Origin of the sequence: Pseudomonas sp. PsB (assembly GCF_043658375.1) — a bacterium.
Classification (GTDB): Bacteria; Pseudomonadota; Gammaproteobacteria; order Pseudomonadales; family Pseudomonadaceae; genus Aquipseudomonas; species Aquipseudomonas putida_Z.
In genome coordinates this window covers 204,903-218,655 of the sequence record NZ_JBIGLU010000001.1, presented here as the reverse complement: position 1 = coordinate 218,655, position 13,753 = coordinate 204,903, and the positions used below count along the sequence as shown (strand labels likewise).

The 13,753-nt window shown below is 61.7% G+C and carries 13 protein-coding genes; 5 read left to right on the top strand and 8 right to left on the bottom strand.

Going from position 1 to position 13,753, the window contains the following annotated elements; all coding sequences use genetic code 11:
* Positions 1-34 precede the first annotated feature (34 nt).
* Positions 35-520, top strand: a complete 486-nt coding sequence (locus ACGLHT_RS01045; protein WP_003260046.1) for an acyl-CoA thioesterase — start codon at positions 35-37, stop codon at positions 518-520.
* Here ACGLHT_RS01045 and pdxY read toward each other — a convergent pair.
* Positions 517-1,389 carry a pyridoxal kinase PdxY gene (pdxY, locus tag ACGLHT_RS01040; protein WP_137162686.1) on the bottom strand — a complete coding sequence of 291 codons (873 nt, stop codon included), beginning with the start codon at positions 1,387-1,389 and terminating at the stop codon, positions 517-519. The genes ACGLHT_RS01045 and pdxY overlap by 4 nt on opposite strands.
* 120 nt (positions 1,390-1,509) lie before the next feature.
* Between pdxY and ACGLHT_RS01035 the strand changes: the two genes are divergently transcribed.
* A complete protein-coding gene (locus ACGLHT_RS01035; protein WP_015272369.1) occupies positions 1,510-1,902 on the top strand; it encodes a DUF3301 domain-containing protein in 393 nt (130 codons plus the stop codon).
* On the opposite strand, the gene ACGLHT_RS01030 is transcribed toward ACGLHT_RS01035, so the two are convergent.
* From ACGLHT_RS01030 to zigA, 3 genes are read right to left on the bottom strand one after another with little or no spacing between them, the layout of a single operon-like run.
* Positions 1,903-2,874, bottom strand: coding sequence for a GTP-binding protein (locus tag ACGLHT_RS01030; protein ID WP_137162687.1), 972 nt, complete (start codon positions 2,872-2,874; stop codon positions 1,903-1,905).
* Positions 2,875-2,914: 40 nt separating this feature from the next.
* Positions 2,915-3,541, bottom strand: a complete 627-nt coding sequence (locus ACGLHT_RS01025; protein WP_075046795.1) for a DUF1826 domain-containing protein — start codon at positions 3,539-3,541, stop codon at positions 2,915-2,917.
* Positions 3,538-4,746, bottom strand: coding sequence for a zinc metallochaperone GTPase ZigA (gene zigA, locus ACGLHT_RS01020; RefSeq protein ID WP_137162688.1), 1,209 nt, complete (start codon positions 4,744-4,746; stop codon positions 3,538-3,540). The genes ACGLHT_RS01025 and zigA overlap by 4 nt, the downstream gene beginning before the upstream one ends.
* 202 nt (positions 4,747-4,948) lie before the next feature.
* Here zigA and folE2 point away from each other — a divergent pair, with 202 nt between their 5' ends.
* Positions 4,949-5,854, top strand: coding sequence for a GTP cyclohydrolase FolE2 (gene folE2 / locus ACGLHT_RS01015; protein WP_137162689.1), 906 nt, complete (start codon positions 4,949-4,951; stop codon positions 5,852-5,854).
* Here folE2 and ACGLHT_RS01010 read toward each other — a convergent pair.
* On the bottom strand, positions 5,838-6,365 hold the full coding sequence (locus tag ACGLHT_RS01010; RefSeq protein ID WP_015272374.1) for a DUF3617 domain-containing protein: 528 nt from the start codon (positions 6,363-6,365) through the stop codon (positions 5,838-5,840). The genes folE2 and ACGLHT_RS01010 overlap by 17 nt on opposite strands.
* 131 nt (positions 6,366-6,496) lie before the next feature.
* On the opposite strand from ACGLHT_RS01010, the gene cls reads away from it, so the two are divergent.
* Entirely contained in the window at positions 6,497-7,936 is a 1,440-nt protein-coding gene (gene cls / locus ACGLHT_RS01005; protein WP_274119885.1) for a cardiolipin synthase, read from the top strand.
* 141 nt (positions 7,937-8,077) lie between these two features.
* Here the strand turns inward: cls and cfaB are convergent, their stop codons facing one another.
* Positions 8,078-9,262, bottom strand: coding sequence for a C17 cyclopropane fatty acid synthase CfaB (gene cfaB / locus ACGLHT_RS01000; RefSeq protein ID WP_025341157.1), 1,185 nt, complete (start codon positions 9,260-9,262; stop codon positions 8,078-8,080).
* Between the two features lie 207 nt (positions 9,263-9,469).
* Here cfaB and lpdA point away from each other — a divergent pair, with 207 nt between their 5' ends.
* Positions 9,470-10,870 (top strand): dihydrolipoyl dehydrogenase, encoded by a 1,401-nt coding sequence (gene lpdA, locus ACGLHT_RS00995; RefSeq protein ID WP_274119886.1) that lies wholly within the window; start codon positions 9,470-9,472, stop codon positions 10,868-10,870.
* Between the two features lie 125 nt (positions 10,871-10,995).
* Here the strand turns inward: lpdA and glmS are convergent, their stop codons facing one another.
* Positions 10,996-12,831 (bottom strand): glutamine--fructose-6-phosphate transaminase (isomerizing), encoded by a 1,836-nt coding sequence (gene glmS / locus ACGLHT_RS00990; protein ID WP_025341159.1) that lies wholly within the window; start codon positions 12,829-12,831, stop codon positions 10,996-10,998.
* Positions 12,832-12,834: 3 nt separating this feature from the next.
* Positions 12,835-13,611, bottom strand: a complete 777-nt coding sequence (locus ACGLHT_RS00985; protein WP_015268400.1) for a DeoR/GlpR family DNA-binding transcription regulator — start codon at positions 13,609-13,611, stop codon at positions 12,835-12,837.
* Positions 13,612-13,753: the final 142 nt, after the last annotated feature.

Sequence of the window (13,753 nt, the reverse complement as noted above, 5' to 3'; positions counted from 1 at the left end):
GCCCGATTCAGCGCAACCTCACCGTGAGCACACTATGGAACCTGGAAACGCCCAGCTGAGCATGACCGTCCTGATGACCCCGGACATGGCCAACTTTTCTGGCAACGTACATGGCGGCACCCTGCTCAAGTACCTCGACGAAGTGGCCTATGCGTGCGCCAGCCGCTATGCCGGCAGCTATGTAGTCACCCTGTCGGTTGACCAGGTGATCTTCCGTGAGCCGGTGCACGTGGGTGAACTTGTGACCTTCCTGGCGTCGGTCAATTACACCGGCAACACCTCGATGGAGGTGGGCATCAAGGTGGTGACCGAGAACATCCGCGAGCGCTCGGTGCGCCATTCCAACAGCTGCTTCTTCACCATGGTCGCGGTCGACGACAACCGTCGCCCGGTGCAGGTGCCGCCGCGCCAGCCGCAAAGCAGTGAAGAAAAGCGCCGCTTCCTGCAGGGCCAGCAGCGCCGACAGATCCGTCAGGAGCTGGAAAAGCGCTACCAGGACCTGAAAACCGACGCGATTTAAAGCGCCAGCAGCTGTGCCTCGAAGCGCACCCTCGGGTGCGCAATGCGGTCCTGGGCCCGCACCAGCTGCAGTTCATAGCTGGAGCAGGCCTGGGTTTCGAGCAGCACTTCGTGTACGGCCGCAGCGGTGAATTCGAACGCCTGCACCCAGCTGTCGCCGAGCAGCACGCGGGCCAGGAACAGGCCTGAAGTCAGGTCACCCACCCCTACCGGCTGCCGCGGGAACGCCAGCAGCGGGCGGCGCAGGTGCCAGCTTTGCTCGGCGGTCACCAGCAGCATCTCGAACTGGTCCTCGGCGCGCCCGGGGTAGGCCAGGTGCTTGACCAGCACCACCTGCGGCCCGCGCTGCAACAGGCTGCGCGCCATGTTCACGCAGTCCTCCAGCGACTGCGCTCGGCGGCCACAGAAGCTGTCCAGTTCCAGCTGGTTGGGGCACAGGATGTCAGCCCTGGCAGCCGCCTCGTCGAGCAGGAACTCGCTGACTTCCGCTGGCACGATGCAGCCCTTCTCAGGGTGCCCCATGACCGGGTCGCAAAGGTACAAAGCCTTTGAGTTGACTGCCTTGATCCGCTCGACGCCGGCCAGAATCGCCCGACCTTGTTCGGCGCTGCCCAGATAACCGGACAGCACCGCGTCGCAATGGCCCAGTTCGCCGATGTTGGAAATGCCTTCCACCAACGCAGGAATTTGCGCGGGGGCAAGCACTTCACCCGCCCACTGGCCATACTGTGTGTGATTGGAGAACTGCACGGTATTGAGCGGCCACACATTGACCCCGATACGCTGCATGGGAAACACCGCGGCGCTGTTGCCGGCGTGGCCGAACACCACGTGGGACTGGATGGCGAGCAGGTGCGGGGTACGTTTCATGCAGGAGGTTTCCAAAGCTGTTTCAGGGATTGTGCGCAACGCAGTATGAACTCGATTGCCACCTGTACGACAGGCCAGGGACGCAGTTAAGCTGGATCGACCTGTTTGGAGCATACGCAAATGTTGACCCTGGAAAACCTCTTCGTCCTGATGCTGGTCGCCACGGCAGGCGCCTGGTTGTGGCACAACCACGGGTTGCGCGAGAAAGCCCTGGAACGGGTCAAACAGCATTGCGCCAAGCTCGACCTCGAACTGCTCGACGACGCGGTCGCACTCAAGCGTATCGCCTTTGTCCGTGACGCCAACGGCCGCAAGCGCCTGGCGCGCGTCTACGCCTTCGAGTTCACCGTCACGGGCGAGCAGCGCCACCCCGGTACCGTGACCCAGTTCGGCGCCCACAGCGTGCAGATTGAACTGGCGCCCTACCCCTTCGAGATCAAGACCCCACCGCGCACCGACAATGTCATCGAGATGCAGCAGTGGCGCCAGGAGCACAACCGCTGGCGCAACTGATCAACCGACACGACATTCGCTCAACCCGGCCTGCAGCGCGGATTGCGATTGCGGCTGGTCGAAAATCAGCTCGATACGCGTATCCCTGCGCCAGTCGCTTGGCTGCCAGGCAGGCATGTCCCCATTCAGGCCATTGAATGATTGCCAGCCCTCCACGCTGTGGATAACCCCCTTCGCGCGCCGCCACGGCCAAGCCCGCAAGAACGCCTGCAGCCGCTGTGGATAAAACTGCTGGCCAGGGTGCCAGCGCCAGCCGATGCTCCAACCTCCCTCTCCCTGCTGTGCAAGACAGATCGGCTGCCCGGGGTCTGCCCATAGCGCTGTCGGTGGATTTACAAGATTGTCGACAATCCTGTTATCCACAACCGAGCTGTCGACAATGCCATTAGTTACAGCCGGAAGGTCCGACAAGGGCAGCCTACCTTGGACGGTCCAAAAGATTTTCTTTTGATGAAATCTATCAGTTATCAACAACTTAGTACTTTCATCCACAGCCTCTGATTTGTTCAAGACAACGCTTTCAGCAGCATCGAACGCCTGCTGTTGAGCCTCCGGAAGCTGCTCGTTCCGGACCATCGACTGCGCGTCCACGACCATCAGAAGGGGCTGTATTGTCAGCACTCCAGCCCAAGGGGCTTTTTGCAACTGAGCAAGCAACTGCAAGGGATGACCCAGCCCGGACGGCTCGATGAACAGCCGGTCAGGGCGGGATTTGCGCAGCAGTCGGCCCAGGCCCACCTGAAACGGCATGCCATTGACGCAGCACAGGCAGCCACCTGCGACCTCGCCGATGGCGATGCCGTCTTCGTCACGGCTGAGCAAGGCCGCATCCAGGCCTACCAGGCCGAATTCGTTGATCAATACCGCCCAGCGCTCATTGGCGGGGCGCTGGGCCAGCAGGTGACGGATCAGGGTGGTCTTGCCGGCCCCCAGCGGGCCGGCAATCACGTGGGTGGGAATGTTCTGCAGCATGGGGCGGCTTCGGGCGATGGGGATGCCTCACTATGCGCTGTCAGGCCAGCCAGTCAAGGCTGAGCAGCAGGCGCCCCAGCTGCCCCGAGGGCGAGCGGTGCACCAGACCCGCGCCTTCGTTGCCCTGCCACTTTTCACCTTTGAGCACAGCCACGTCGCCAGCTTGCAGGTGCTGAACGTTATCCACAGGCAGTATTGCTGTGTGTAAGTTGCCACGAGGGCTCGCGTCCTCTTTCAACCACTCGCTACCTGGGCCTGCGTAGGTAGTGAGCAGACGCAGCGGAACGTTATCCACATGGAAGCGCGGGCACATCGGGCCTGTCAGTACCCGCAGGCGCAAACCTACCCGCTGCGCACCCACCAGGCAGGTATAGGCCGCCACCAGCCAAGCCACATCCGCCACGAATGCCTCATAGCCGTGCAAGTCGGCCGCTTCGCGCAAGAGTTCGGTGAATACCGGCATGTGCTGCTCGTCCACATCGATAACGCGCTGGTCTGCCAAGGGCTGGCCGAGGCTGACTACCAGGGCGGCAAAGTCCTCCAGTTGTGGCGGCAAGCGTCGGCGCCATACCGCCAGGTTCACGCCATCCTGCAGCACATCGGTCAGCACCTGCGGTGTCTCGCCAAATACCTGAAAAATATCCACAGGCTTGCGTGCAGGGTTCATGCTGCCGCCTCCTCATGCCATGGACCGAACGGATCGGGCAGGCGCAACCAGCCCATGTGCCCCAATTCCATTTCCTGATCGGTCAAAAGGCATGCATCGAGTGCTGTGGATAATTTTTCGAAGTCGATATTCTGCCCGATGAACACCAGTTCCTGGCGGCAGTCACCGCTCTCGGCAACCCAGTTCTTCAAGATCGCGGTGGTGTTATCCACATCCTGTGGCCACTGCTCGCGCGGCACGAAACGCCACCAGCGGCCCGCCAGACCATGGCGCATCATGCCACCTGCCTGCGACCAGCTGCCGGCCTCCTGGTATTTGCTGGCCAGCCAGAAAAAGCCTTTCGAACGCAGCAGTCGGCCATTGCTCCAGGGCGTGTGGATAAAATCGAAAAAGCGCTGTGGATGAAGGGGGCGCCGGGCCTGCCAGGTGGTGGCGGCAATGCCGTACTCTTCGGTTTCCGGCACATGCTCGCCGCGTAACTCTTGCAGCCAGCCCGGTGCCTGGGCGGCCTGGTCGAAGTCGAACAGGCCGGTGTCGAGGATGCGTTCCAGCGGTACCTGGCCCATGACCATGGGCACGATCTGCGCCCGGGCATTGAGGCTGCGCAGAATGGCCATGAGCTCTTCGCGCTCGTGCTGGCTGATCAGGTCGATCTTGCTCAGCAACAGTACATCGGCGAACTCGACCTGCTCGATCAGCAAGTCACTGATCGAGCGCTCGTCCTCCTCACCCAGGGTTTCGCCACGGCTGGCCAGGCTGTCTGCTGCCTGGTAATCACGCAGGAAGTTCAGGCCATCGACCACAGTGACCATGGTGTCCAGGCGCGCCATGTCGGACAGGCTGCGGCCCTGTTCGTCGCGGAAGGTGAAGGTCTCGGCCACCGGCAGTGGCTCCGAGATCCCCGTGGACTCGATCAGCAAATAATCGAAACGCCCCTCTTCGGCCAGCCGCGCCACTTCCTCGAGCAGGTCTTCACGCAGCGTGCAGCAGATGCAGCCATTGCTCATCTCCACCAGCTTCTCCTCGGCACGGTTGAGGCTTACGTTGCGCTGCACCTCGCTGGCATCGATGTTGATTTCGCTCATGTCATTGACGATGACCGCAACCCGCAGGTTGTCGCGGTTACGCAGCACATGGTTGAGCAAGGTGCTCTTGCCGGCGCCAAGGAAGCCGGACAGCACGGTGACAGGGAGACGGTTGGACATGGCGAAACCTCTTCAGGCGAGCGCATTCGAAACGATGCATTGCGCAATGTTATCAAGTAACAATACAATTTCGCCAAGCCGTTCGTGACGAACGAATGCCCACCGGGACTACAAATGAACCCGCCACGTGCCAGGGTGCCCCTCCCGGCATTGCAGCTTGATCGGTGGTGGCCGCTGATCTCCCTTTTGTTTGGAATACCAGATGACTCAGCTCAAGCTCCCCGACATTGCCGCACAAACCCATGACTACGCCCTGCCTTTGAACTGGGTGGGTATGTGCGGGATCGCCCAACCTGTGCAGTTCGAAGGGCGCACAGTAGCTGCCACTGTCGATGCCGGCGTTAGCCTGGTAGACGGCAGCTCACGCGGTATCCATATGTCGCGGCTTTATCTCGCCCTGGAGTCGTTGGAGCATCAGCCTCTGACGCCGCTCACCATCCGCCAGCTGCTGGGTGACTTCCTCAGCAGCCACGAAGGCCTTTCTTCCGCCGCCTATCTGCGTCTGCGCTTCGAGCATCTGCTGAAAAGGCCTGCATTGATCAGCCCGCTGGAGGGTTGGAAAAGCTATGCCGTCACAGTCGATGCAAGGATCGAAAATGAAATGTTCCACGTGGAACTATCCGTTTCCGTCCCTTACTCCTCGACCTGCCCATGCTCGGCTGCACTTGCACGGCAGCTGATTCAGCAGCAGTTCCAGACGCATTTCAGCGCCGAGCAGGTCGACAAATCCGCAGTGTTGCAGTGGCTTGGCAGCGCCGAAGGCATCGTAGCGACGCCCCATAGCCAACGTAGTAGCGCGCAAATCCAGGTAAGACTGCGCAGCAATCAGCAGGTTCTGCCAATCACCGAGTTGATCGACCGCATAGAAGCAAGCCTGGGGACAGCGGTGCAGACCGCAGTGAAGCGCGCAGACGAACAAGCCTTTGCCTTGGCCAACGGCCAGAACCTGATGTTCTGCGAGGACGCCGCACGACGCCTGCACAAGGCGCTACGGCAAATGGAATGGAGCACGGCCTTCAAGCTGCGCGTGGAACATGCAGAAAGCCTGCATGCCCACGATGCTGTCGCGACCAGCCAGTGGCAATGGGATGTCAGCTGCGCGGCTTGACCGAGCCGCAGTCATTGCCCAACCACACGGCACGGGTGTTCATGCTGCCTTGCTGCTGTACACCCGAGGCGTTGAAGGTTCCATTGACCTGGGTGGTGAATTCCCGGTCACTGAGGAAAGTGGCCTGGCCGCTGCCCTGCGCTTTGGGGCAGCTGAACTGGAACTTCCACACATTGCCGGTGCGGTCGGTGATCTTCTGGGTACACCCTGACTTCGGGTCCTGCAGCGGGATATCGTTGGTTGCCACTTGTTCTGGCGTCAGGCACGAGCGTACCCCCTTACCCCCAACAGTCACTCCCTGCTTGGCCAGCACCCCTTCCATCATCGCGCGCTGCTCTGGCGGCAGGTTCTTCAACTGGCCGAGCATGAACTCCATGTCGGGTAACGGCTTGCCATCGACCTGCATGTTGCTGGTGGTCAGCTCCCACAAACCTGGCTGTAGCATCTGAGCATGCACCAGCGGGCTGCTCACACCTAGGGCCAACGCCAACAGTGGCAGACGAATCTTCATGGACGAACGCTCCTGGAAAAAGCCGGCCAAGCGGGCCGGGCTGAGCCTTAGACGCCAAATCCACCTGCAGGTTGCAAGGCGGACCGGGAACGTGTTCTGTTACTCAAGTGTACTCGGCAAGCAGGATGCATATGGACTACCACAGCCCCTACTTCTTCGGTTACCTACTCGGCCTGGTTCACCTGCTGGGTATCGTCGCCGCACTGCACGCACTGTTCACCGTGCGCACTGCCCAAGGCGCAATCGCCTGGGCCATGCCGTTGTTCTTTATCCCCTACCTCACTCTGATCCCTTACCTGATCTTCGGTGCGCGCTCGTTCTATGCCTACATCAAGGCCCGGCGCCAGGCCAACCAGGAAATGCATGTGGCCATGGCCAACCTCAACTGGCGGCCTTGGGTAGAAGAAGCCCTTACCGCCCGCGAGTCGGAAAGCTATGCGGCCTTGCGCGCCATGCCCAAACTCGGGCGCATGCCCTGCCTTGCCAATAACGAGGTGAAGCTGCTGATCGATGGCAAGGCAACATTCGATGCAATATTCGCCGCCATCGAAAAAGCCTGCGACGTGGTGTTGGTGCAGTTCTTCATCATCCATGACGACAACCTTGGCAAAGCGCTGCAGCAACTGCTGCTGCGCAAGGCCGCCGAGGGGGTGCGGGTGTTCGTGCTGTATGACCGTGTCGGTAGCCATGCCTTGCCGGCAAGCTACAGCCAGTTGCTGCGCGACGGTGGTGTACAGATTCATGCCTTCGCAACCCGTCGTGGCTGGTTCAACCGCTTCCAGGTGAACTTCCGTAACCACCGCAAGATCGTGGTGGTGGATGGCTTGCTCGGTTTCATCGGCGGGCACAACGTGGGCGATGAGTACCTCGGTGGCCATCCGCAGCTCTCACCCTGGCGCGACACCCATGTGCAGATCAGCGGGCCAGTGCTGGCCTGCCTGCAGGAATCGTTCGCCGAAGACTGGTACTGGGCCACGCGCCAGCTACCACCGCTGATTCTGCCGGATGCCTACCCAGACAACGGCGTGCTGTGCCAAGCCTTGGCCAGCGGCCCGGCCGACCCACAGGAAACCTGCTCGCTGTTCTTCCTTGAGGCGATCCATTCAGCCACCCGGCGCGTGTGGATCACCAGCCCGTACTTCATCCCCGACGAGGCGGTGTTCGCCGCATTGCGTTTGGCGGTACTGCGTGGGGTCGATGTGCGAGTGCTGATTCCGTCACGCCCAGACCATCGCATCGTCTATGCCGCCTCCAGCCTTTTCGCCTTCGAAGCGGTACGTGCGGGTGTGCGCATGTTCCGCTACCAACCGGGCTTCCTGCATCAGAAGGTGGTGCTGGTGGATGACGATGTCAGCGCGATTGGCAGTGCCAACCTGGACAACCGCTCCTTCCGCCTGAACTTCGAAATTACCCTGCTCACGGTCGACCGCGGCTTCGCTGACCAGGTCGAGAACATGCTGAACAATGACTTTGAACAGGCACGGGAAATTACTGCGGAGGACAGCCGCGATACCCACCGCCTGCAGCAACTGGGGATGCGGATTGCGCGGCTGATTTCGCCGATTCTCTGATGCGAGTACGCCCCTCTCTGGTTATCGCGGACCTTGTGGGAGCGGGTTTACCCGCGAAGACGTCAGTGGCTGTACCGACGCATTCGCGGGTAAACCCGCTCCCACAGGGTATGGTGGCGCGCTTGCATGCTTTGGAGCAATTCAGCGATACAGGTCTTCACGCGTCCAAGGCAGGTCATGGTGCCCATCGGCGTACGGCTTCACGGCCAGGATCTGATGCAGGTTGATCCAGCCTTTCTGGAAGGCATAGGCACACCCGGCCAGGTACAGGCGCCAGATGCGCAAAGTCTTCTCGGGCACCAGCGCCGCCGCCTTGTGCAGCTGATTCTCCAGGTTCTCGCTCCAGTGGTGCAAGGTCTTGGCGTAGTGCAAACGCAGGCTTTCCACGTCTACCACCTCCAGTCCCGCTTCACAGATGCTGGCACTGATCATCGACAGGTGCGGCAGCTCGCCATGGGGGAAGACGTAGCGATCGATGAACTCGCCAGCGCCACGCCCGACCGGGCGGCCATCGACATGCTTGGCGGTGATACCGTGATTCATCACCAGCCCCCCTTCCCTCACGGCACCGAACAGCTTCTGGCTATACAGCGCCAGGTTGGCATGCCCGACATGCTCGAACATGCCAACGCTGACAACCTTGTCGAAGCGGCCATCCTGAGGCAGGTCGCGATAGTCGAGAATCTGCAGGTCGACCTTGTCGGCCAACCCCTCTGCCTTCACCCGCTCGCGACCGAGCTTGAGTTGCTCCTTGCTCAAGGTGATACCAAACACCTTGGCGCCATATTCGCGAGCAGCGAAACGCGCCAGCCCGCCCCAGCCGCAGCCGACGTCGAGCAGGTACTCACCTGCGTCCAGGCGCAGCTTGCGGCATAGATGATCGAATTTGTCCTGCTGTGCCTGATCCAGGGTGTTGTCCGGCTCGCGGAAGTAGGCGCACGAGTAGGCCATGTCCTGATCCAGCCATAGCTGGTAGAACGCGTTGGAAACATCGTAATGGTAGGAAATGGCTTCGGCGTCGGTGCTCTTGTCATGGGCCCGGCGCTCCGGTGGGGCGTCGTCCTCATCGGTCAGTAGCGCTTCGCTCAGCTCATCGCATACGCGGATGGCCTCACCAATATCGCCCTCCAGCTCCAGCTTGCCTTCGACGAAAGCTGTGCCCAGCTGGTCCATGCTCGGGTGGCTCAACTGGCTGATCAGCTGTGGCTCCTTGACCAGGATAGTGACCTGCGGGCTAGGCCCCAGATCGAACTGGTTACCGTCCCACAGTTTCAGCCGCAGCGGCAGATGCAGGCTCTGCAGTGCCGGTGGAAGTTGCGCAAGCATGAACGACCCTCCTGTCCGTATTTGGCCACGACGCCTGATATTTCGAACGTCGCCGGATCAGAGTAGTTCATTCGTGGGATGTTTCCTCTAAACGAGACCATGGTCTAGAACCAACTGATCTTATCCACGCAGCAGATTGTATACAATTTTTGCATCTCAGCTTAACCTTGTGCCCCTCTTGCGCTTCTTCATCCTGGAGTTGAACCCATGAAATCCTATGACGTGGTGATCATCGGCGGTGGCCCTGGCGGCTACAACGCAGCCATCCGCGCCGGCCAACTGGGCCTGAGCGTAGCCTGCGTGGAAGGCCGCCAGACCTTGGGCGGCACCTGCCTGAACGTGGGCTGCATGCCCTCCAAGGCATTGCTGCATGCTTCCGAGCTGTACGAAGCCGCCAGTGGTGACGAGTTCGCCCACCTCGGTATCGAAGTCAAACCTACCCTCAACCTCGCCCAGATGATGAAACAGAAGGACGAGAGCGTGACCGGCCTGACCAAGGGCATCGAGTACCTGTTCCGCAAGAACAAGGTCGACTGGATCAAGGGCTGGGGCCGCCTGGACGGCGTCGGCAAGGTCGTGGTCAAGGCTGAGGACGGTAGCGAAACCGCACTGCAGGCCAAGGACATTGTCATTGCCACCGGCTCCGAACCTACGCCCCTGCCAGGCGTGACCATCGACAACCAGCGCATCATCGACTCGACCGGCGCGCTGTCGCTGCCACAGGTGCCCAAGCACCTGGTCGTCATCGGCGCCGGCGTGATCGGCCTTGAGCTGGGTTCGGTATGGCGCCGCCTGGGCAGCCAGGTCACGGTCATCGAATACCTCGACCGCATCTGCTCGGGCACCGACGAAGAAACCGCCAAGACCCTGCAGAAGGCCCTGGCCAAGCAAGGCATGGTGTTCAAGCTGGGCAGCAAGGTGACCCAGGCCAGCGCCAGCGCCGAAGGCGTGAGCCTGACCCTGGAGCCGGCCGCCGGTGGCACCGCAGAAACGCTGCAGGCCGACTACGTACTGGTCGCCATTGGCCGCCGCCCCTATACCAAAGGGCTGAACCTGGAAAGCGTGGGCCTGGAAACCGACAAGCGCGGCATGCTCGGCAACGACCACCACCGCACTTCCGTGCCGGGTATCTGGGTGATTGGCGACGTCACCTCCGGCCCGATGCTGGCGCACAAAGCCGAAGACGAAGCGGTGGCCTGCATCGAACGCATCGCCGGCAAGCCCCACGAGGTCAACTACAACCTTATCCCTGGCGTGATCTACACCCGCCCGGAGCTGGCCACCGTGGGCAAGACCGAAGAGCAGCTCAAGGCCGAAGGGCGTGCCTATAAAGTCGGCAAGTTCCCGTTCACGGCCAACAGCCGGGCCAAGATCAACCACGAGACCGAAGGCTTCGCCAAGGTCATCGCCGATGCCGAGACCGACGAAGTGCTGGGTGTGCACCTGGTAGGCCCAAGTGTCAGCGAGATGATCGGTGAGTTCTGCGTGGCCATGGAGTTCTCGGCCTCGGCGGAAGACATCGCCCTCACCTGCCACCCCCACCCGACCCGCTCCGAGGCCTTGCGCCAGGCAGCGATGAATGTGGACGGGATGGCGATGCAGATTTGATGTGAGATAGCCGGGGGCTGCTTTGCAGCCCATCGCGACACAAGGCCGCTCCTACAGGAAATTGCGTTCTCCTGTAGGAGCGGCCTTGTGTCGCGATGGGGCGCAAAGCGCCCCTGGCTTCTGGCTTACTCGACCGTAACCGACTTGGCCAGGTTACGCGGCTGGTCCACGTCGGTGCCCTTGAGCACGGCGACGTAGTAAGACAGCAGCTGCAGCGGGATGGTGTACAGGATCGGCGCCAGGGCGTCGGCGATGTGCGGCACCTTGATCACGTGGGTACCTTCGCCATTGGTCATGCCGGCCTGCTCATCGGCAAACACTACCAGCTCGCCACCACGGGCGCGTACTTCCTGCAGGTTGGACTTCAGCTTCTCCAGCAGTTCGTTGTTCGGCGCAACGGTAACCACCGGCATGTCGCTGTCCACCAGCGCCAGCGGGCCGTGCTTCAGCTCGCCTGCCGGGTAGGCTTCGGCGTGGATGTAGGAGATTTCCTTGAGCTTGAGCGCACCTTCCATCGCCACCGGGTACTGCGCACCACGGCCGAGGAACAGGGTGTGGTGCTTGTCGGCGAACAGTTCGGCGATCTTCTCGACGGTGGCGTCCATGGCCAGGGCTTCGCCCAGGCGGGCCGGCAGGCGGCGCAGCTCTTCAACCAGCTCGGCTTCGACGCCGGCTTCCAGGGTTCCGCGCACCTGGCCCAGAGCCAGGGTCAGCAGCATCAGCGAAACCAGTTGGGTGGTGAAGGCTTTGGTCGAGGCCACGCCGATTTCCGGGCCGGCCAGGGTCAGCAGGGTCAGGTCCGACTCACGCACCAGCGAGCTGATACCGACGTTGCAGATCGCCAGGCTGCCGAGGAAGCCCAGCTCCTTGGCGTTGCGCAGGGCGGCCAGGGTGTCGGCGGTTTCGCCAGACTGCGAGATGGAGACGAACAGGGTGTCCGGCTGCACTACCACCTTGCGGTAACGGAACTCGCTGGCCACTTCGACCTGGCACGGGATGCCGGCCAGGCTTTCCAGCCAGTAACGGGCGACCATGCCGGCGTGGTAGCTGGTACCGCAGGCAACGATCTGTACGTTACGCACCTTGGCGAACAGTTCGGCAGCCTGCGGGCCGAAGGCCTGGACCATCACGTTGTCCTTGCCCAGGCGACCTTCCAGGGTGCGCTGCACCACGCTTGGCTGCTCGTGGATTTCCTTGAGCATGAAGTGGCGGTAGGTGCCTTTGTCGGCAGCTTCGGCACCTTCGTGGTACTGCACGGTTTCGCGCTGGACCTTGTGGCCATCCTGGTCCCAGATGGAGACCTGGTCACGGCGGATTTCGGCAATGTCGCCTTCTTCCAGGTACATGAAGCGGTCGGTGACCTGGCGCAGGGCCAGCTGGTCGGACGCCAGGAAGTTCTCGCCCAGGCCCAGGCCGATGACCAGCGGGCTGCCACTGCGTGCAGCTACCAGGCGGTCAGGCTGCTTGGCACTGATCAGCGCCAGGCCGTAAGCACCATGCAGGCGCTTCACCGCAGCCTTCAGGGCATCGGTCAGGTCCGGAATGCTCTTCAGGGTGTGGTGGATCAGGTGGACGATGACTTCGGTATCGGTCTGCGAAGTGAAGACATAGCCAAGGCCCTTCAGCTCTTCGCGCAGTTCTTCGTGGTTCTCGATGATGCCGTTGTGCACCACGGCCACTTCATTGCCCGAGAAGTGGGGGTGGGCGTTGCCCTCGGTCGGCGCACCGTGGGTGGCCCAGCGAGTGTGGGCGATGCCCAGCTGGCCGGCCAGTGGCTCGGCGGCAGCAGCGGCTTCCAGTTCACTGACCTTGCCGATACGGCGACGGCGCTGCAGTTCACCGTTCTGGGTGAGGACGGCCAGGCCGGCGCTGTCGTACCCGCGGTACTCAAGACGCTTGAGGCCTTCGATCAGGATGGCAGTGATGTTGCGCTCGGCGACGGCACCAACGATTCCACACATGGTTTATTGCTCCTGGCTGATCGCGGCGCAGATCAAGTTGATGCCGCGGGCTTGAATTTGTTCGCGTGCCGCTGCGGGCAGGCGTTCGTCGGTAATAAGGGTGTGCACGCTGCCCCAGGGCAGCTCGAGGTTGGGGATCTTGCGCCCTACCTTGTCCGATTCGACCATCACGATCACTTCACGGGCGACTTCGGCCATGACCCGGCTCAGCCCGAGAAGTTCGTTGAAGGTGGTGGTACCACGACCGAGGTCGATGCCGTCGGCGCCAATGAACAGCTGGTCGAAATCGTAGGAGCGCAACACCTGCTCGGCCACCTGGCCCTGGAACGACTCGGAATGCGGGTCCCAGGTGCCACCGGTCATCAGCAGCACCGGCTCGTGTTCGAGGTCGCAGATGGCTCGGGCCACGTTCATCGAATTGGTCATCACCACCAGGCCAGGATGGCGCCCCAGTTCGGGGATCATGGCTGCCGTGGTGCTACCGCTGTCGATGATGATGCGCGCATGTTCGCGGATACGTGCGACGGCGGCGCGGGCGATGGCCTTTTTATAGGAAGACACCGGCTGGGCAGGTTCGCCGAGCAACTCTTGTGGCACCGGGACCGCGCCACCGTAGCGCCGCAGCAACAGGCCGTTGGTTTCTAGGGCAGCGAGGTCCTTGCGGATGGTGACTTCCGAGGTAGCGAAACGCTTGGCCAACGCGTCCACACTCACCTCGCCCTGCTCGCTGAGCAAAGCCAGGATGTTGTGCCGCCGCTGCGGGGTGTTTCGTTTCGACATGAGCGCTTAAGTTTCGATTCGAAAGATAATGGTGGCAATCAAAACCTAAGATGAGCGATTCGTCAAGGTGTCACTGCCTGTGGATAGTTTCTTCCGGCACTCGCCATGCCCTTGTGGGAGCGGCCTTGTGTCGCGAAAGGGC

What these genes read in the sequence shown, in the direction of transcription:
- ACGLHT_RS01045 (WP_003260046.1), top strand. Translation starts at nt 35, where the DNA reads ATGGAACCTGGAAACGCCCAGCTGAGCATGACCGTCCTGATGACCCCG.
- pdxY (WP_137162686.1), bottom strand. Translation starts at nt 1,389, where the DNA reads ATGAAACGTACCCCGCACCTGCTCGCCATCCAGTCCCACGTGGTGTTC.
- ACGLHT_RS01035 (WP_015272369.1), top strand. Translation starts at nt 1,510, where the DNA reads ATGTTGACCCTGGAAAACCTCTTCGTCCTGATGCTGGTCGCCACGGCA.
- ACGLHT_RS01030 (WP_137162687.1), bottom strand. Translation starts at nt 2,874, where the DNA reads ATGCTGCAGAACATTCCCACCCACGTGATTGCCGGCCCGCTGGGGGCC.
- ACGLHT_RS01025 (WP_075046795.1), bottom strand. Translation starts at nt 3,541, where the DNA reads ATGAACCCTGCACGCAAGCCTGTGGATATTTTTCAGGTATTTGGCGAG.
- zigA (WP_137162688.1), bottom strand. Translation starts at nt 4,746, where the DNA reads ATGTCCAACCGTCTCCCTGTCACCGTGCTGTCCGGCTTCCTTGGCGCC.
- folE2 (WP_137162689.1), top strand. Translation starts at nt 4,949, where the DNA reads ATGACTCAGCTCAAGCTCCCCGACATTGCCGCACAAACCCATGACTAC.
- ACGLHT_RS01010 (WP_015272374.1), bottom strand. Translation starts at nt 6,365, where the DNA reads ATGAAGATTCGTCTGCCACTGTTGGCGTTGGCCCTAGGTGTGAGCAGC.
- cls (WP_274119885.1), top strand. Translation starts at nt 6,497, where the DNA reads ATGGACTACCACAGCCCCTACTTCTTCGGTTACCTACTCGGCCTGGTT.
- cfaB (WP_025341157.1), bottom strand. Translation starts at nt 9,262, where the DNA reads ATGCTTGCGCAACTTCCACCGGCACTGCAGAGCCTGCATCTGCCGCTG.
- lpdA (WP_274119886.1), top strand. Translation starts at nt 9,470, where the DNA reads ATGAAATCCTATGACGTGGTGATCATCGGCGGTGGCCCTGGCGGCTAC.
- glmS (WP_025341159.1), bottom strand. Translation starts at nt 12,831, where the DNA reads ATGTGTGGAATCGTTGGTGCCGTCGCCGAGCGCAACATCACTGCCATC.
- ACGLHT_RS00985 (WP_015268400.1), bottom strand. Translation starts at nt 13,611, where the DNA reads ATGTCGAAACGAAACACCCCGCAGCGGCGGCACAACATCCTGGCTTTG.